Source organism: Streptomyces sp. NPDC040545, from assembly GCF_055595065.1.
This window is the reverse complement of sequence record NZ_JBVIWA010000003.1, coordinates 469,949-486,931: the sequence shown is the minus strand read 5'-3', so window position 1 is coordinate 486,931 and position 16,983 is coordinate 469,949. Positions and strand designations below refer to the sequence as shown.

General features: G+C 71.9%; 17 protein-coding genes, 1 pseudogene and 1 riboswitch. Of the genes and pseudogenes, 10 read left to right on the top strand and 8 right to left on the bottom strand.

What is annotated here, in order from left to right:
• The first annotated feature begins 125 nt into the window (after positions 1-125).
• The 8 genes from ACZ573_RS10255 to ACZ573_RS10220 all read left to right on the top strand — a co-directional run bounded on the left by ACZ573_RS10255 (position 126) and on the right by ACZ573_RS10220 (position 7,654).
• Positions 126-2,186: a nuclease-related domain-containing DEAD/DEAH box helicase gene (locus tag ACZ573_RS10255; protein ID WP_471301672.1), complete on the top strand. Its 2,061-nt coding sequence runs from the start codon at positions 126-128 to the stop codon at positions 2,184-2,186.
• A 102-nt stretch (positions 2,187-2,288) separates the two neighbouring features.
• Entirely contained in the window at positions 2,289-2,516 is a 228-nt protein-coding gene (locus tag ACZ573_RS10250; RefSeq protein ID WP_471301669.1) for a hypothetical protein, read from the top strand.
• Positions 2,517-2,989: 473 nt separating this feature from the next.
• Positions 2,990-3,163, top strand: a complete 174-nt coding sequence (locus ACZ573_RS10245) for a hypothetical protein (protein ID WP_471301667.1) — start codon at positions 2,990-2,992, stop codon at positions 3,161-3,163.
• A gap of 113 nt (positions 3,164-3,276) precedes the next feature.
• Complete coding sequence (locus tag ACZ573_RS10240) at positions 3,277-3,609, top strand: cupin domain-containing protein (RefSeq protein ID WP_471301664.1); 333 nt, start codon at positions 3,277-3,279, stop codon at positions 3,607-3,609.
• Between the two features lie 372 nt (positions 3,610-3,981).
• Entirely contained in the window at positions 3,982-4,329 is a 348-nt protein-coding gene (locus ACZ573_RS10235; protein ID WP_471301661.1) for a hypothetical protein, read from the top strand.
• 38 nt (positions 4,330-4,367) lie between these two features.
• Complete coding sequence (locus ACZ573_RS10230) at positions 4,368-4,739, top strand: hypothetical protein (protein ID WP_471301658.1); 372 nt, start codon at positions 4,368-4,370, stop codon at positions 4,737-4,739.
• A gap of 544 nt (positions 4,740-5,283) precedes the next feature.
• Complete coding sequence (locus tag ACZ573_RS10225; protein WP_471301656.1) at positions 5,284-6,768, top strand: MFS transporter; 1,485 nt, start codon at positions 5,284-5,286, stop codon at positions 6,766-6,768.
• A 91-nt stretch (positions 6,769-6,859) separates the two neighbouring features.
• A complete protein-coding gene (locus tag ACZ573_RS10220) occupies positions 6,860-7,654 on the top strand; it encodes a peptidoglycan recognition protein family protein (protein ID WP_471301654.1) in 795 nt (264 codons plus the stop codon).
• A 33-nt stretch (positions 7,655-7,687) separates the two neighbouring features.
• Here ACZ573_RS10220 and ACZ573_RS10215 read toward each other — a convergent pair whose 3' ends face one another.
• From ACZ573_RS10215 to ACZ573_RS10180, 8 genes and pseudogenes are all read right to left on the bottom strand, one after another.
• Positions 7,688-8,137 (bottom strand): hypothetical protein, encoded by a 450-nt coding sequence (locus ACZ573_RS10215; protein WP_471301651.1) that lies wholly within the window; start codon positions 8,135-8,137, stop codon positions 7,688-7,690.
• Positions 8,124-8,594, bottom strand: coding sequence for an Ohr family peroxiredoxin (locus tag ACZ573_RS10210; RefSeq protein WP_471301649.1), 471 nt, complete (start codon positions 8,592-8,594; stop codon positions 8,124-8,126). Before ACZ573_RS10210 ends, ACZ573_RS10215 begins: the two co-directional genes overlap by 14 nt.
• A gap of 75 nt (positions 8,595-8,669) precedes the next feature.
• Positions 8,670-8,732, bottom strand: a riboswitch (guanidine-III (ykkC-III) riboswitch).
• Between the two features lie 74 nt (positions 8,733-8,806).
• Positions 8,807-9,001: a hypothetical protein gene (locus tag ACZ573_RS10205; protein ID WP_471301646.1), complete on the bottom strand. Its 195-nt coding sequence runs from the start codon at positions 8,999-9,001 to the stop codon at positions 8,807-8,809.
• A 291-nt stretch (positions 9,002-9,292) separates the two neighbouring features.
• Complete coding sequence (locus ACZ573_RS10200) at positions 9,293-10,477, bottom strand: vWA domain-containing protein (protein WP_471301643.1); 1,185 nt, start codon at positions 10,475-10,477, stop codon at positions 9,293-9,295.
• Between the two features lie 12 nt (positions 10,478-10,489).
• Positions 10,490-11,695 carry an AAA family ATPase gene (locus tag ACZ573_RS10195; protein ID WP_471301641.1) on the bottom strand — a complete coding sequence of 402 codons (1,206 nt, stop codon included), beginning with the start codon at positions 11,693-11,695 and terminating at the stop codon, positions 10,490-10,492.
• Positions 11,692-13,389 (bottom strand): ankyrin repeat domain-containing protein, encoded by a 1,698-nt coding sequence (locus tag ACZ573_RS10190; RefSeq protein WP_471301638.1) that lies wholly within the window; start codon positions 13,387-13,389, stop codon positions 11,692-11,694. Before ACZ573_RS10190 ends, ACZ573_RS10195 begins: the two co-directional genes overlap by 4 nt.
• Positions 13,386-14,522, bottom strand: coding sequence for a leucine-rich repeat domain-containing protein (locus tag ACZ573_RS10185; RefSeq protein WP_471301636.1), 1,137 nt, complete (start codon positions 14,520-14,522; stop codon positions 13,386-13,388). The genes ACZ573_RS10190 and ACZ573_RS10185 overlap by 4 nt, the downstream gene beginning before the upstream one ends.
• A gap of 74 nt (positions 14,523-14,596) precedes the next feature.
• Positions 14,597-14,669 (bottom strand): annotated as a pseudogene (locus tag ACZ573_RS10180).
• Positions 14,670-15,056: 387 nt separating this feature from the next.
• Here ACZ573_RS10180 and ACZ573_RS10175 point away from each other — a divergent pair.
• Both ACZ573_RS10175 and ACZ573_RS10170 read left to right on the top strand, forming a co-directional pair.
• Positions 15,057-16,115 (top strand): 3-oxoacyl-ACP synthase III family protein, encoded by a 1,059-nt coding sequence (locus tag ACZ573_RS10175; RefSeq protein ID WP_471301634.1) that lies wholly within the window; start codon positions 15,057-15,059, stop codon positions 16,113-16,115.
• Between the two features lie 9 nt (positions 16,116-16,124).
• Complete coding sequence (locus ACZ573_RS10170; RefSeq protein WP_471301631.1) at positions 16,125-16,979, top strand: beta-ketoacyl-[acyl-carrier-protein] synthase family protein; 855 nt, start codon at positions 16,125-16,127, stop codon at positions 16,977-16,979.
• The last annotated feature ends 4 nt before the right edge of the window (positions 16,980-16,983 follow it).

The window sequence follows — 16,983 nt, the reverse complement described above, 5'->3', positions numbered from 1 at the left end:
GTAGTCCTCCATCCAAGGGCTGTCCCGCAGGAGTTCCGAGGCCGGCAACGCCGGCCCGGTACGCGCCCTGCCGGCACGCTTGCGTTCCGCCCTATGATCGTCACTCCGCGTACGAGGGGGCTGGTATGGGGGCAGGCGGGGCGGCATCGCAGCGGGCGCAGGACGCGCGGCGGCAGGAGCGGTTACTCCGGGAGCAGTGGCAGGCCGCCCGCCGGCAGGCCCAGCGGTGGGGCGCTGTCGGTGAGGGCGAACAGCGGGTCCTCGCCCAGCTGTTGGTACTGACGGCCCGCGGCTGGCGGTTGCTCGTCGACCGGCAATGGTCCGGGACACGGACCGCCGACGCGGACATGCTGCTGGTGGGGCCCGGTGGTGTCTTCGTCATCGACGTCACCACCGGCGGCGAGCCGGACGACGGACAGGCGGCCGGGCTGCTCGCCGCCACGAAGGCCGCCGAGAGCGCGGTGGCGTCCCTCGGCATGTCACCGGTGGCGGTCCAGCCGCTCAAGGTGTTCGCCGGGCAGCGTGCCGACACGAGCCGCGGCCGGATACGGCTCCTGGGCGAACACGAGATCGGCCCCGTGCTGCTGTCGCAGCGGCACCGGCTGCGCGCGGAGTCGGTCCGGGCGATCGCCGATCATCTGGAGCGGGTGTTCCCGGGCTACGCGGGGTCGGCGGTCGACCAGCAGCTGCCGCAGACGCCCGAGCACCACCGACCCGGCTCCCCGGACGGGCTGTTCGACCTGGAAGGCCTGCGCGACGCGGCCTTGAAGGGAGCGATGCAGGCGCCGATCGAGCAGTGGATGACCTTCCTCCACCCCGACCAGGTAGCACTGGTGCGCCGCAACTGGGCGGGCCCGGCCCGCATCAGCGGACCGGCCGGTACCGGCAAGACGGTCGTCGCCCTGCACCGTGCGGCCCACCTGGCCCGGCGGACGACCGGCCGCATCCTGTACGTCACCTTCGCCAACAACCTGCCCCGGGTACAGAGCACTTTCCTCCGGACCATGGCCCCGGCCGTCGCCGACCGGGTGGACTTCCGCAGCCTCCACTCCTGGGCGCAGGAGTTCCTGCAGGAGCGGGGCATACCGGTACGGCTGCACGGGGACAAGGCCGAGACCGCCTTCAGCCTCGCCTGGAAGAACGTCGGCCGACAGGGCCGCCTGGCCGAGCTCGACCCGGCCCCCGCCTACTGGCACGAAGAGATCGACTACGTCATCAAGGGGCGGGGCCTCACCCACTTCGAGGAATACGCGACCCTCCCCAGGCGGCGGCGCAAGGCGCGCCTCCACCGTACGCACCGGCAGTCGGTGTGGGAGCTGTACGAGGCGTACGAATCGCTGCGCGGCGAGCGCGGCGTCCACGACTTCAACGACGTCCTCTCCCTGGCCCTGGCCGAAGCGGCACGCCGGCGCGAGCGGCCCCCGTACGCGGCCGTCATCGTGGACGAGGTCCAGGACCTCACGCTCGTCGGCGTGCGCCTCCTGCACGCGCTCGTCGGTGATGTGCCGAACGGTCTGCTGCTCGTCGGCGACGGCCAGCAGACCGTGTACCCGGGCGGCTTCCGCCTCACCGACGCGGGCATCGACATCCGCGGCGACCGCGGACAGGTGCTGCGCACCAACTACCGCAACAGCAAACAGATCCTGGACGCGGCCCTCACCGTCGTGGCCGACGACGCCTTCGAGGACATCGACGGCCTGCGCACCCCGGGGCGCCGCGACGTCGACCTCACCTACCACGACGGGGACGTCGTACGCGTGACCAGGCCCACGGTCGACGCCCACGACGGGGAACTCCTGGACGCCCTGCGTTCCCTGCCCGACGGTGCGCGGGCCGACACCGCCCTGCTGTGCCCCTCCATGCGCGCTTTTCGCCACTACCAGCGGCTGCTCACCCAGGCGGGCATCCCGGTGTGCCAGTTGGAGCACTACGACGGCCGCGCGGTCGACGCGGTGAAGCTCGGCACCTATCGCAGGGCCAAGGGCCTGGAGTTCAAGAACGTCTTCCTGCCCCAGCACGATGCGGTGTCCGCGAAGGGGACGCCGGCCGGGCCGACGGGCGGTACCGCGGGCGGTACGGAGACCTCGGAGACGGCCCGGGAGCGCGAGGAACTGCTCCGCAGCCAGCTCTTCGTGGCGATGACCCGCGCGCGTGACCTGCTGTGGCTCGGCAGCGTCAATACGTAGGGAGTGGAGGTCACTCTGGGTGGCGAGGCCAGTGTTCGTGGTCCGTCCTCGGACGGATAGGTTCACCGTGGTGTGTTCGCGCCACTTCTGGAGGGGTCACCGGTGGACATCGTCGCGATCATGGAGGCGCTGGCCGAACAGGGCATAACCGTGCTGTTCAAGGCTGATGCCGAGCGGATGGCAGAGAGGCGAAAGCCCTGGACGTTCGTGGCCGGTGGCGCCCCGTTGCGTGATGACATCCTCGTGCGTACCGATGCTGCGTCGGTGGAGCAGTGCCTCGAAGCCTGCCTGCCCCGCCTGCGCGAACTTGGCTTCACTTTTCCCGAGTGACGAGCGTGCCAGCGGGAGTGGCGCGACAACTCACCGCGTGTGGTCACCGGGGGCGTATCGGCTCCAGGTTCCGCCAGCCTCGGTGACCAGGCGGGTGGCGGTCTTGTCGTGGTAGCCGAGTGCTTTCGCGATGACGGGGGCCGGGGCTCGGAGGACGAGTTGACGGATCGCGGAGGTCCTGCCGCGCTCCGGCAACGCCGGGGCGATACGGCCGGTGCCGTCGTCGAGGAGGCGGGTGAGCGTGTCGGCGAGGGTGCAGTGCTCGCAGAGGCGGCTGGCGGCTGGCCGCGCAGGGCATCACCGTTCTCGGATCCCCACGAGAACCAGGCGAGCACGCACACCGGCTCCGGCCAGGATCGACACCGCCCGACCCGGACGTTCGCATCATCCGACTCGCCCACCGGATTCCCGCGCAGCGCTCGGCCAACGACGACGGCCCGAGCAGGGCGTAACACCACCGATGGACCGTTCGGATGCACAAGGTTCGCCAGTGGTACCCCAGCACGCAGGAACACGAGCATCGCGAAGCGGGCGGTGGTCTGCAGGGGTCCGGGGCGCTCGGCGCGGATCCGGAAATGGTGGTGGACCGGTTGGTCCTGCCGGACGGGGCCGAAGTCCTCCGTGGTGCAGGTGAGTTCGAAGGGTGAGTGGGGCGCGTTGAGCAGGGCCGCCACCCGATGGCGATGCATGGCAGGAATGTACCCATGAATGTCTTTGTGGACTCTGGGACCGGGAGGCCGTCCCGGACCACAGTGGCCCCATGAGTGAAATCACTGAGACGGGCGCGCTGAAGACCGTCGTCCAGGTCGATGAGGTCACACCGGTCGAGGTCGCCCCCGGGATCGTGCGCCGCAGGCTGCCCAGGACCGAGTACGTCGGTGGCTGGCTGATCGACTTCGCCCCGGGCACCGAGTGGCCGGAGGTCGATGTGCACGCCACCGAGGAGCGCTACTACGTGCTGAGCGGCGAGGTGATCGAGGGAGACGAACGCCATGGAGCCGGTGCGTACGTGGTATTCGCACCGGGCAGTCGCCACCGGCCCCGCACCGAGACGGGGGCGCGGATGCTCGGGATCACCGTGCTGCCCCGCTGACCCGCACGGCTCCGCCGGTGCGCGTCGCATCGGCGGAGCCGTGCGGGTCAGCGAGTCCACCGGGCCCGTCGCAGTCAATGAGGCGCGGCGTCAGGATCGGCCGTCGGGCGGGGACTTCGGCTCCGGGTTCGATCAGCCAGGCGCAGCCCAGCACCAGCGCGTGGACGCGCGTGTGGTGGATTGCGCCGCGGGTGTGCAATGTGCTTGGGAAGTTTATCGGTCCCGGTGCGCGATCGACCTCGCCAGCGGGGCGAAAATTCAGCGGACGCGAGGTCCGTCGGAATGTTATTTGAGCGCCCTGCTGGTCTCAGGGGGGCGGATGGCGTCTCGAACTGTTGCTGTCAGCATGGCGAAAAGAAAGAAGCGAAGAAGTTGATCAAGAAGAATCGCATTCGACAGTCCGTCATCATGCCTGCGCTCGGGGTGATGATGGCCGGTGCCTACGTGCTCGCCGCGGGAGGGAGCGCCACAGCCGCCGGGAGCGGCACCCAAGCGCACCCCAGTAGCTGCCACGTCGAGAAGAAGGACTTCGGGTCAGTCGCCAGGTGCAAAAAGGACCATGGCGGCCACTACCGAGCTCTGATCGTCTGCAAGGACTCCAGCAATGGGAAGCTGCTGGACTTCCACGGCGGGTGGCGGAATGCCGGTTGGTCCTACGCGTACTGCCAGGGCTCTTATCTCACGCCCGTGAGCGAGGGCTACGAGACCAAGGTTTCTTGAGAACAGCAAGACCGAATCGAGGAAAAGGATCCATGAAAATGAAGAAGCTGAGCACGGCACTGTTCGCCGCTGCAGCGATCACGGCTTTCAGCCTCCAGGGCACGGCCGTCGCGACCGAGGCAGGCTCTCAGGGAGACTCGGGCGACGTGTCCGTCAAGAGCTGGCCGACCGGGTGCACCGACGGGAAGTATGCGAAGGCCCTCGGTGGCTACACCGCGCTTGGCTGGCAGGCCACATGTACGAAGGCCAATGGCGGGCACTACAAGGCCACCATTATTTGCGCACCGCTTGACGGCGGCCCCAAGTTCACTCGCGACGCGCCGGTGTGGAAGACCAGCGGGAAGTCTGTAGTCTTCTGCCCGGAGTTCAGTCTTCGCGTTGTCGGCGGCATCATCGAGAAGGCCTCCTGACCTCTCCCGATCTCAATCTTGCAGAATGGCCCGCCGACGGAGTCGGCGGGCCATTCGACTTCACAGAAGTTGTGCCAGAGCCCCTTCTCGTGAACAAAGCCACGCGGCCGAATCGGAGACCACTGCCTGACGCCCTGGCTACTGTCAGAAACGAACCTTTCCCGGAGCAAGATCGGAAACGGTCGGCGGGGACGGCCCGGAGCGAGGATTCACTGTCAGAACCCGGTCTCACTCAAAAGTGGAGCAGGGCATGTTCCCGGACCATGCCGCTCGCGCTCCGGAGCGGTCGCCGGCACTTACGACACCGGCCGCTTCACGAAGGTGCCCCGCCTCGCCAAGCTCCTGCGCGTGCCGACCCACACCCGGGGACTGCGCGCACGCTGGGAGCTGTCCGTCGCCGGGCCGGCCGCGGGAGCAGTGGCGGCCGGGGGTTCTGCCGTGCGCCGGACCGTACGGGCGGCCGAACTCGCCCGTGGACGCATGCCCGTTCGCTTCGCGGGAACCCGACAGGACGGGGGGATCGAGCAGGAGGGAACAGGAATTGATGGCATCCGCCGCCTCGTCGCCGGAGGACTCCGTGCCGGCCACCACGGGCACGGTCACCACAGCCGTGCCGGCCCGTCTCGACCGTCTGCCGTGGTCCCGGTGGCACTGGATGATCGTGATCGGTCTCGGTACCGTCTGGATCCTCGACGGTCTGGAGGTCACCATCGTCGGCAATGTCGCCGGCCGTCTCGCCGAGGAAGGCAGCGGCCTCGACATCACCGCCGCCCAGGTCACCGGTGTCGCAGCCGCCCTCTACGTGGCGGGTGCCTGCTCCGGGGCGCTGTTCTTCGGCTGGCTCACCGACCGCTACGGCCGCAAGAAACTCTTCATGGTGACCCTGGCCGTCTACCTGGGCGCGACCGCGATGACCGCGCTGTCGTTCGAGTCCTGGTGGTTCTTCCTCTTCCGCTTCCTCACCGGCTTCGGTATCGGCGGCGAGTACGCGGCCATCAACTCGGCGATCGACGAGCTGATTCCGTCCCTCTACCGGGGCCGGGTCGACCTCATCATCAACGGCAGCTACTGGCTGGGCGCGATCGGCGGCGCCCTGCTGTCCGTGGTGATGCTGGACACCGACATCTTTCCCCAGAACCTCGGCTGGCGCCTCAGTTTCGCCCTCGGGGTCGTCCTCGGCCTGGTCATCCTGCTCGTACGCCGGCACGTTCCGGAGAGTCCCCGCTGGCAGTTCATCCACGGCAGGGCGGAGGACGCCGAGGAACTGGTGTCCTCCGTGGAGCGACGGATCGAGGAGGAGAAGGGCGAGCGGCTCCCGCCGCCGGCCGGTGAGATCACCATCCACCAGCGCAAGAGCGTCGGCTTCGGTCTCATTGCCAGGACGGTCTTCGGCCGCTACCCGCGCCGCGCGGTCCTCGGCCTGTCGCTCTTCATCGGGCAGGCATTTCTCTACAACGCCATCACCTTCGGCTTCGGCACCATCCTCACGACGTTCTTCGACGTGCCGACGGGACACACCGGCTACTACTTCGCCGTGATCGCCGCCGGCAACTTCCTCGGCCCCCTGCTGCTCGGGAAGCTGTTCGACACGGTCGGGCGCCGGATCATGATCTCCTCCACGTACCTGCTCTCGGGTGTGCTCCTGTTCGGGACGGCCTGGCTGTTCGACCGGGCTTCGCTCACGGCGACGACGATGACGGTCTGCTGGTGCGTGGTGCTGTTCTTCGCGTCGGCGGGCGCCTCCAGCGCGTACCTGACCGTCTCGGAGGTGTTTCCCATGGAGACCCGCGCCATGGCCATCGCTTTCTTCTACGCCCTCGGTACCGCGGCGGGAGGGATCAGCGGCCCGCTGATCTTCGCCGACCTCACCGAGTCAGGCGTGGTCGGCGACACGGCGCTCGCCTTCCGGATCGGCGCCGCACTGATGTGCGCCGCCGGTCTCGTGGCGGCGTTCCTGGCGGTCAAGGCGGAGCGGCGCTCGCTGGAGGACATCGCCGAGCCCCTGTCGGTGGCGAAGCCGGCCGGGTGACAGCCGGATACGGCCGCTCGGGACACTCCCGGGGGGGTGCACGGTGTGTCTGCGCGACCGGCGGAGGGGCAGTCCCCTTCAATGGCGCCGCATGACCTTCTCCGCACTGCACCGGCCGCCCGCGCGCGCCGCCGCCCCGTACACCCGCCGGTCGGTCCTCACGGGAGCCTTCGCCCTGGCCGCCGCCACGGCACTGCCGCTCGCCACGGCCGGGCGGGCATACTCCGCAGCCACCCCGGACATCATCGGCTGCGCCGCCTGGGGTGCGCGGGCGGCGTCCGAACCCGTCGTCGTCCTGGACAACCGCCCGGAGCGGATCATCGTCCACCACACGGCGACGGCGAACGTGACGGACTACTCGAAGCAGCGCGCCTTCGCCCTCGCCCGCGCGATCCAGACGTACCACATGGACGCGCAGGGCTGGATCGACACGGGCCAGCACTTCACCGTCAGCCGCGGGGCCTTCGTGCTGGAGGGGCGCCACAACAGCCTCGCGGAGCTGCGCGCCGGCACCCGCCAGGTGCGGGCGGCGCACTGCGTCGGCCAGAACACCGTGTCGATCGGCATCGAGAACGAGGGCACGTACACCTCGCAGGACCCGCCCGCGGCCCAGTACGCGGCCCTGGCCGACCTGTGCGCCCACATCTGCGACCGGTACGGCCTGCCCGCGTCGGAGATCTACGGCCACCGCGACTTCAACGCCACCTCCTGCCCCGGCGACCACCTCTACGCTCTGCTTCCGATCCTCCGCAAGGACGTCGCCGCCCGCCTCGGCACGCCCGCGCCGGAGGAGGCGGTCGACCCCATCGAGGACCTGGTCCGCCAGGCCACCGGCCAGCAGGCGGGCCAGTACGCGGAATACCTCCCGGCCGGTCTCCTGCCCTGACGGTGCGCCCACGCCCCGGGCCACTGCCCGGGGCTACAGCCGCCAGTACGTACCGGCACGGGAATCGACATGCACCACGTGGCGCCCGACGCGCACCACGTGGTGGTCCGGGCCGGACCAGGAGCCGCAGGCGCCGTCGGCGGCGGGCAGCGGGGTCCAGATCTCCAGGAAGGTGCTGCCGTCCGGGTTGGTGCCCCGCTCGACGAGGTTCGCACCGTCCCACCGCAAGGTGCCGGCGTCTTCGCCGGGCTCGCCCGTGAGGTGGTGGAAGTGCACCTGGGAGCCGTCGAAGGACGTCGTACCGGCGAAGCCCCGGCTGTCGGCGTAGTACGGCCCGGCCTGCAGCCACACCACTTCGCGGTCCTCGACGAGAGGTCCGCCGTCACGGCTGATGCCGCGCCGCAGCCAGGCACCGTGCTCGGGCACCGGGACGCCCGGGCCGTCCGGGACGGGGCCGCCCGGGCCGGTCTCAGGCGCGGTCATCGGCGGCAGCCCCGGCCGGCTCGGCGGGCCCGTCCACGGCCAGGAGCGTCAGCGGTACGTTGCCGCGTACGGCCTGCGAGTACGGGCAGACCGCGTCCGCCCGGTGCAGCAGGGGCTGGAGGTCCGCCGCCCGCCACCCGGGCAGGCTGACGGTGAGCGCCACCGCGAGGCCGTAGCCCGCGGGCGTGTCCGTGGTGCCGAGCTGGACCTCGCAGGCCACGCGCGCCGTGGAGGCGTCCGCCCCGAACTCGGCGGCGACCTCCGCGAGCGCGGAGGTGAAGCAGGCGGCGAAACCGGCCGCGAACAGCTGCTCGGGGTTGGTGGTGCCGGGCACCCTCTTGCGCGGCGGGGCGAGGCGGACGTCCAGGCGTCCGTCGTCCGTGCGGACGGATCCGGTACGTCCCCCCGCGGCGTGCGCGGTCGTCCGGTACAGGCTGTGGGTGAGTGGCACGGTCATGACGTACGGCCCATCTTGCTCGACGAGTACGCTGCCCGGGTGCGGACAGCGGAGGGCGCCGCTCGTGCGGCACCTCGCGCGTCGTCGTGCGTAACCGGGTACGGCGCATCTCGTCCGGGGCCGTGGACCGGCCGCCGGACAATCTAGCAACGCGCTCCGCGATCCGGGGCCACCCCCCGCGGTGAAGTACCTCACCCACCACCGACCCGGGGTCAGGGCGCGTGGTGCTGGATGCCCCGCTGACCGGGTACCCGGGTCGACCTCGGAGCGCCCGAGCGGCGGTGGTGGTCGGCTCGCCGTCGGCGGCCCGGGAACGGGTTGCGCCGCACGGTGGCGCTGGGGGCCGCGATCAGCAGGCCGACAAGTGCGAGGACCGCGACGAGGATGAGCACGTTGACGAGGTTCATGGTCCTGCCTTTCGTCGAGTATTGACTGCCTGTCACTACAACTTGTTACCGATTCGCGGACTGTTAAACACAGAGGGTGACAAGACGTGTCGTCGAAGGGCGCGTTTGCGCTGCCGGTCCGGCAACATCAGCCGTGCGTCCGGGCATTGGCGCGGCGCGGGCGACGGCCGTCCGCCACCCACAGGGAACCGGGAGTTCTGCCGCGGGTGCCAGCAGCACCGCACTTGGTGCCTCGTCCCGCCAGGGACGGCAGGGCGGCGGGTGTCGTTCGTCGCCGTATCCCGGCCGGGATCACGTGGCCGGGTCGACGCGTACCGTCTCCACCCAGGACGGGGGCGCGGGCGGGGTGTTGCCGATCAGTGCGGCGATCAGCCGGCACGACGGTGTCTCGTCCGGCCACGGCGTGTACCCGTCGGTCAGCACGACCACGACGTTCGGCCGGTCGGGCAGGGCCAGGGCCGCACCGATGCCGACCCGCATGTCCGTGCCCCCGCCACCGGCCAGGGTCACCTCTCCGGCACTGCGCACCCGGGTCACGGCATGCACGTCGGCGTCGCACGCGAGGACGGCGACCCGGTTCCCGCCGACGCCCACCTCCCGCAGGACGCCGGTGACTTCGGCGAGGGCGGCCGCGAGGTCGTCCGGACCCATCGATCCCGAGGTGTCGATGACGACGGCCACCCGCGGCAGCGGCCTGCGCAGACTGGGCAGCACCACCCGGCCGCCGAGCGCGGGTGTCCGGCGCGAGGGGCGGCGGTACGTGTAGTCCACCGCGCCGGCCGCCCAGGCGGCGGCCTCGCGGACCGCTCCCGCCAGGGCCTGGCGCCAGTCGACGGAGGGCTCCAGAAGTTCCTCGGCCCACCGGGCCCAGCCCTCGGGGACCCGGCCCCGGGTGCGCCGGTGGGCCCGTACGGCCTCGGCGGTCTGCCGGCGCAGCGCCTCGGCCTCCACCGGGCCGACCCGGGCGGGGCCGCCGTCCTCGCCCAGCTCCCAGGGCCCGGGGGTGCCGTGCGCACCGGAACCGCAGTCCGGCCCGTGGGGCGTCGGGGGAATCGCCGGCAGGTACGTCTCGAACAGGCCGCCCGTGGGCAGGCCGTAGAGCCTGGGCTCCATCCGGCCCTCGGGCAGGACCAGCCCGTCGGCCAGCAGGTCGTCGTTGATCTCGCAGTCCTGGGCGATGTTGACCCGGACCGGATCGCGCTGGTCGGCGGCGGGCAGGCGCTCGGCCCGGCCGTGGTGGTCGCGCAGCAGGTGCGCCACCTCGTGGATCCACACCCCGGCCAGTTCGACGACCGGGGTCGCCTCGACGAAGGCGGGCGAGACGTAGCAGCGCCAGTGCCGGTCCACACCCATGGTGCGCACCCCGGCCGAGGCGACGACGGTCAGGGCGTACAGCGCGGAAGCGAGGTACGGACGGGTCTCGGCGGCCTTGTAACGGGCTGCCAGCAGCTTCGCGCGGTCCAGCTCCGGGCGCACGGCGGACCGGGCTCAGCTGCCGCCCGGCAGCGAGCCGGACAGCTGGAGCAGTTCCACGAAGGCGTCGATGCCGGCGGGCACCGGCCAGTCGAGGTCGCGCATCGCCGCGAGGTCGGCGGCGGCGCGCGCAGCGACGTCGGGCACGCCCGCGTCCACGGCCTTGGCGAGGACCGCCCAGCCCGCCTCCCACCGGGGGCGGGTGAGATCGCTCTGCACGGCCGCGACCACGGCGATGAGGAAGGCCAGCTGCCGGTCTCCGCGCTCGGGCAGGGCGAAGGCGTCCGGGTCGGCCAGCACCCGGTCCGGGTCGGGCAGGTCGAGGTGTTCGAGGTACGAGAGCAGTTCGATCCCGGCGGCCTCGCCCACGGCGCCGGTGAGCGCGGCTGCCAGCGCCTCCCGGCCCGTCGAGGCCGCGTACCCCGTGGCCAGCAGCCGCAGGGCCATCTCCCAGGTACGGGGGGAGGGCCAGCCGCGGCCCCGTCCGGCGGCCTCGGCCGGCATGTGGTGGACCAGGCCCGGCCGGGCGGTGAGGAAGCCGGAGACGGCGCCCCGGGCCCGGGCGACCGAACCGGAGGCCTTGGCGGGATCGACGGCCGGGATGGCCACCTCGGGCCAGGTGCCGGCCATGCCGCGGGCCACGGTGCGCGGGTTGTGCGTCCAGTCGAGGTGGACGAAGCGGTTCGCGAGCGGCGGGCTGAGGTGCCAGCCGTCCGCAGCGCTGGCGGGCGGATTGGCCGCGGCGACGATCCGTACCGCCGCCGGCAGTTCGAGGCTGCCGACCCGGCGCTCCAGGACCACGCGCAGCAGGGCCGCCTGCACGGCCGGCGGGGCGGAGGACAGCTCGTCGAAGAACAGCAGCCCGTGGCCGGTGCGGGCAAGGCGTACCGCCCAGTCCGGCGGGGCCATGGGGACACCCGTGGTGGCCGGATCCTCTCCGACGATGGGAAGCCCCGCGAAGTCGGAGGGCTCGTGGACGCTGGCGATCACGGTCTCCAGCCGCACGCCGAGCGCGGTGGCGAGCTGCTCCATGCCGGCGGACTTGCCGATGCCCGGCTCACCCCACAGGAGAACGGGCTGGTTGGCCGTCACGGCCAGTGCCAGGGCCTCCAGTTGCGGATTGGTGGCGGGTTCGGTGCGGGTGGCGCCCAGCCGGGCACCCAGGGCGTCGGCGGCCGCCAGGGCCCGGGCGGGCTGCGGGTGGGGCTGGGTCGCACTCACGCGTCGTCGTCCTCGTCCTCGTCGTCCTCGTCGTCCTCGTCGTCCTCGTCTTCCTCGCGGTACTCCATGTGTTCGTCGAACCAGTCGGCGCCGATGCCGGGGAACTCCTCGTCGACGCGGTCCTGCAGGAAGGCGAGGTCGGTGCGCCTGTAGCGGCGGATCACCTGGGACAGCGACAGTTCCATCTCGTCGGTGACGTCGATCCGGGCGCCGGCCGCCAGCAGGTCCCGGACCAGGTCCGCCGAGCCGCCCCAGTTCACCGCGGACAGCAACGGGGTGCGCTGCCCGCCGTCCCGTGCCTCCAGGTCGAGTCCGGCCGCCAGCAGCCGGGGCAGCAGCGCCTTGTGGTCGAGCAGGGGGAGGGTGTGCAGCAGGCCGCGGCCGCGGGCGTCGCGGATCCGGGGGTCCATACCCGCGTCCAGCAGCGCCACCACGCCCGGGGTGTCGCCATGCTGGATGCGCAGGAAGAGCTCGTGCCGCTGGGTCCGGAGGGCGCGCGGCAGCCGCCCCTCGCCCGTGGTCCAGCTCTGCTGCACGGCGAAGCACCCCGAGACCGCTCCGCCGAACGCCCGCATGGCACGCTCGCGTTGCTGCTCCTCGGGGGTGTGCGGTACGTCGAGTACGCCGTCTCGTGAGCGCACCTCGTGCCATGCGCCGCGGCAGCGCACCCGTACGGGCTTGCCCGTGTCGGGAGCGGGCGGGCGCACTGCCGGTCCGGCGGCCGGGAACAGCGCGGCGGACACCAGCGGGTGCAGCTCGTGCGGGGAGATCAGGCCGGCCCTGACCAGTTCGGGATCGGGGAGCCGCTGCCAGGCGTACCGGGGCAGGGCCGGGAGGGCGAGCGCCTCGGCCTGGTCGGCGATGCGGGCCCGGAGCCTGTCGGGACCGACGTGTTCCAGCAGCAGGTAGGAGCGCCAGCTCGCCGAGATCCGGTAGCGGTCGCCGGCTCCCGCCGCCATCAGCCGGGCCACCTCCGGTGCGAGCCGGCTGAGGTCGATCGGCATCCCGGCGAGGAGGGCCTTCGGGTCCGCCGGGCGCTGGTAGGGCTGCGGAGCGGGGACGCTCAGGTCGCATTCGATGCCCGCCGCCGCATAGGCCCCGAGCGTGTCCCCCGCGGCGCGCAGCACGGCGATCCGCTCGGCGAGGCCGTCCGGGTCGGCGAAGCGCGCGCCCAGCTCGGACGCGTGGCGGGCGTCCCAGAACGGCCGGGCCGCGGTCCAGTCCTCCGCGACGAAGCCGCGCCCGGTGTACACGTTCCACTTCTTCGCGGTGACCGGCGCGCAGTGCAGGCGCAGCCGCTGCGGGCCTTCGCTCATGTGGGGTGTGGTGACCGATAGGGTCGGACCGCCGGGGCCGCCGTAGGAGGCGAGCAGGATCCGCAGGTCGGTGGCGAGGGTGGTGCGGCCGCCCAGGTACCGGGGCAGGTGCCAGCGCAGCAGGTCCGGGGCGAGGTGCCGCAGGTCCTCCGCCACCGCCTCGGCCACGGCGGCGCCGTAACGGGCAGCGAGCTCGGGCAGTTCGAAGCCGACGTCCACGGCGGCGGCCTCGCAGGCCGCACGCCAGTCACCGGCCAGCCGGTGCGCGGTGGCTTGCTCGATCATCCAGTCGGGCACGGCGTAGCGGCGGATCCGCCGCCATGCCAGACGGTCCTCCGGCCGCAGGCCGCCGGGCAGTTCGGCGTTCTCCACGCTCACCGGTACACACTGCCGATGGCGCGCAGGTCCGGGTGGGCCGCGCGGGCGGGACGCAGCCGCTCGGTGAACGAGCGCTTCACGCGGCGGGGCAGGCCGGGACCCAGGCCGACGTACTCCAGCGGGCTGTCCGCGGGCACCGCCGCGAGCAGACTCTTCGCACCGCGCCCGGTGAGGCCGGTGTGGCGCAGCTCCAGCCGGCGCAGGGGGCTGCCGGGGAGGGCCGCGGCCAGGGCGTACGCCCCTTCGTCGCCGGGGTCGTTGCCGGGGGAGCCGAGGCTCCGCTCCGACATGGTCCGTCCGAGGTCGAGCGCTTCGATGCCGCCGAGGGAGGCGGCCAGGCTCCGCGCTCCGGCGGCGCCGATGCCGTTGCCGCCGAGCCCGAGACGGACCGGGTGGGCGGAGTCGGCCGCGGCGGAGGCGAGGGCCGCGGCGCCCTCGTCGCCGAGGTGGTTGGCGGGGACGTACAGCTCGCGCACCCCGGCCTCGCGTATCAGGGCGGCCAGCAGTGGGGCGGCGTCGGGGCCGAGGCCGTTGCCGCCGAGGAAGAGCCGTTCCAGGGGCTGCTCGCGCTCCAGCAGGGCGTCGAGCAGGAGGCGTACGCCGTCGGCGCCGATTCCGGTGTTGACGAGGTCGAGGGTGCGCAGGGCGGTGTTGCGGCGCAGCAGCGCGGCCACGGTGCGGGCGCCGTCCCCGAAGAGCGGGTTGCGCTTGAGCCAGAGGGCGCGGACGGTCGTGTCGTTGCCGAGTGCGCCGGCGAGGGAGCCCACCCCGTCGGGGCCGATCCGGTTGCAGCCGAGGTAGAGGGTGTGCAGCCCGTGGTCGCCCGTGAGGGCCTCGGCCAGGGTGCCGGCGCCCGCGTCACCGATGGCGTTGGTGCCGAGGAGCAGGTGTCTGGCGTGCGGGGAGGCGGTGGCGGCCGGCAGCAGGCGGGCCGCGCCGGCCGGGCCGAGCCCCTGCTTGCAGAGGTCGACGCGGCCGTCGGTGCGCAGGGTCCCGAGCGGGAAGGTCTCGTCGGTCTCGACGGGCCGGTCCGCGGCGAGGCGGGCGAGCAGCGGGTCGAGGCGGGCCGGGTCGGCCGGCGGCAGGTCGGGGTGCTCGATCGCGGGGCACCGTACGGGTGTCGGCTGTGTCATCACCACTCCACCGGTTTCATTCGCCGGTGCCCGGCGTCCATCACGACTTGTAGGGGGAACTGCGGAAGTAGACGCAAGACCGGTCGGATTCGAACCGACGTCCTCCAGCTCGATGCGTGGGCGCGACGACCTCTGCGCTACGGCCTTGCTGCCGGCGATCATACCCACTCGGCGGCCAGAAATCGATCACCAGTTTGGCCGGTCGGTACGTGCGCGAGGGTCACGTCCGTCACGCCCTGCAAGGTGGACCGAGTGGTTCCGGACAGGTTTTCGAGGGCGTGAGCCCCGCGGAGAGGGGCGGAGGCTCGGATTCTGCTTGACGTTGCGGCGATGGCGAGCGGCGACAAGTGGCGGCGAGTGGCCGATATTCGACCATATATTCCTGATTTGCGAAGCCCTGACACATCGTCGACATCTCCGTACGCTACGGTAACTTGACTGTCCGTTATTCCCCGGACGCCCATTGAATCCCTCTGTCAACCACCGCCCTGGCACTCCCATGCCCCGGGCGGACCGCCACGGAGAGCCACACACATGAGCACCACCGCATACAGCCGAATAGAAGCCTTAGGCGTCTGCCTTCCGGCCGCAGTCCAGACCACTCCGCAACTCGCCGCCCTGGTCCCGGGGCTGGGGGAGGCGGACATCGAGAAGATCACCGGAATCACCGAACGGCGCGTGTACGACCCCGAACCGGCGGTTGGCGAGGACTCGTTCGGGATGGCCCTGTCCGCCGCCCGGGACGCGCTGGAGTCCTCCCGCTACCGGGCCGCCGACCTCGACATCGTCATCTCGGCCTCGATCACCCGCTTCAAGGACGGCGGCCGCTTCACCTTCGAGCCGTCCTTCGCCGCGACGCTGGCCCGCGAGCTGGGCGCCCGCTCCGCCATCCACTTCGACGTCTCCAACGCCTGCGCCGGAATGATGACCGGCGTGTGGCTCCTCGACCGGATGATCCGCTCCGGCGCCGTGCGGCGCGGCCTGGTCGTCAGCGGCGAGCAGGCGACCCGCGTCGCACAGACCGCCGCACGCGAGATGACCGACTCCTACGACCCGCAGTTCGCCTCGCTGTCCGTCGGGGACTCGGCGGCCGCGGTCGTCCTGGACGTCTCCGCCGACGCCGCCGACCGCATCCACTACATCGAGCTGATGACCTGCTCCGAGTACTCCCACCTGTGCATGGGCATGCCCAGCGACCGCAACCCGGGCATCGCCCTCTACACGGACAACAAGAAGATGCACAACCGCGACCGGCTCAAGCTGTGGCCGCGCTTCCACGGGGACTTCCTGGCCAAGAAGGGGCGGACGTTCGCCGGAGAGGAGTTCGACCACGTCATCCAGCACCAGGTCGGCACCCGCTTCATCGACTACGTCAACCAGACGGCCGAGGCCGAGTTCGCCACCCCCATGCCTGACTCCCTCTCCGTGGTCGAGCGGTACGGAAACACCGCCACCACCTCGCACTTCCTGACGCTGTGCGAGCACCTCAGGTCGGGCGGCGCCCGTCCCGGAGCCAAGTACCTGCTGGTGCCGGCCGCCTCCGGCGTGGTCACCGGCGCCCTGTCCACGACGCTGACGAACGTGGGGGTCTGAACCATGGGCATGGTCATCACCGCAGCCGCAACCGCCCTGCCCGACGACACGGCGTCCGCCCCGGCCTCCGTCGTGGACCTCGCAGGCCGCGCCGCCCGCGGCGCCCTGGCCCGGGCCCGGGTGCCGGCCTCCTCGATCGGCGTCCTCATCAACGTCGGCGTCTACCGCGAACACAACACCTTCGAACCGGCCATGTCGGCCCTGGTCCAGAAGGAGGTCGGCATCAACCTCGACTACATCGCCGACCCCGAACCGGCCGCCGGCTTCTCCTTCGACCTGATGAACGGAGCCTGCGGCGTGCTGAACGCCGTCCAGGCGGGCCAGGCCCTGCTGGAGACGGGAAGCACCGAACGGCTCCTGATCACCGCTGCTGACGTGCACCCCGGCGGCGACGCGGACCGCGACCCCGACTACCCGTACGCGGACCTGGCCGGCGCGCTCCTGCTGGAGCGCAGCGCCGACCCCCGCGCCGGATTCGGGCCGGTACGCCACTACACCGCCGACCGGCCCACCGACGTCGAGGGCTACCTCGACACCGACACCATGGGCCGGCACGGGCGGACCACGATCACCGTCCGGCGTGAGCCGGACCACGCGCAGCGGCTGGGCGAGCTCGCGGCGAGTGCCGCCGCCGACTACGCGCGGGAGATCGGCATCGACCTCGACCGGACCCTGGTGATCGGCCCGTCCGCGACCGCCGACGGCGCCGGAGTGAAGGGCGAGCCGCACACCGCGGCGCCGGTCCTCGGCTACCTCCGGGCACTGGACGGCGTACGCCACGACGACCACGACCAGTTGCTGTTCGTGTCGGTCGGCGCCGGCCCCGGCGCGGCATGTGCCCTCTACCGGCCCGAGGGGTGGTGAGCCC

Bases quoted from the DNA above. Each gene is read 5' to 3' on its own strand.
- ACZ573_RS10230 (WP_471301658.1), top strand. From the start codon at position 4,368: ATGAAGAAGCTGAGCACGGCACTGTTCGCCGCTGCAGCGATCACGGCT.
- ACZ573_RS10225 (WP_471301656.1), top strand. From the start codon at position 5,284: ATGGCATCCGCCGCCTCGTCGCCGGAGGACTCCGTGCCGGCCACCACG.
- ACZ573_RS10175 (WP_471301634.1), top strand. From the start codon at position 15,057: ATGAGCACCACCGCATACAGCCGAATAGAAGCCTTAGGCGTCTGCCTT.
- ACZ573_RS10185 (WP_471301636.1), bottom strand. From the start codon at position 14,522: ATGACACAGCCGACACCCGTACGGTGCCCCGCGATCGAGCACCCCGAC.
- ACZ573_RS10170 (WP_471301631.1), top strand. From the start codon at position 16,125: ATGGTCATCACCGCAGCCGCAACCGCCCTGCCCGACGACACGGCGTCC.
- ACZ573_RS10210 (WP_471301649.1), bottom strand. From the start codon at position 8,594: ATGACCGTGCCACTCACCCACAGCCTGTACCGGACGACCGCGCACGCC.
- ACZ573_RS10215 (WP_471301651.1), bottom strand. From the start codon at position 8,137: ATGACCGCGCCTGAGACCGGCCCGGGCGGCCCCGTCCCGGACGGCCCG.
- ACZ573_RS10205 (WP_471301646.1), bottom strand. From the start codon at position 9,001: ATGAACCTCGTCAACGTGCTCATCCTCGTCGCGGTCCTCGCACTTGTC.
- ACZ573_RS10240 (WP_471301664.1), top strand. From the start codon at position 3,277: ATGAGTGAAATCACTGAGACGGGCGCGCTGAAGACCGTCGTCCAGGTC.
- ACZ573_RS10245 (WP_471301667.1), top strand. From the start codon at position 2,990: ATGCACAAGGTTCGCCAGTGGTACCCCAGCACGCAGGAACACGAGCAT.
- ACZ573_RS10255 (WP_471301672.1), top strand. From the start codon at position 126: ATGGGGGCAGGCGGGGCGGCATCGCAGCGGGCGCAGGACGCGCGGCGG.
- ACZ573_RS10220 (WP_471301654.1), top strand. From the start codon at position 6,860: ATGACCTTCTCCGCACTGCACCGGCCGCCCGCGCGCGCCGCCGCCCCG.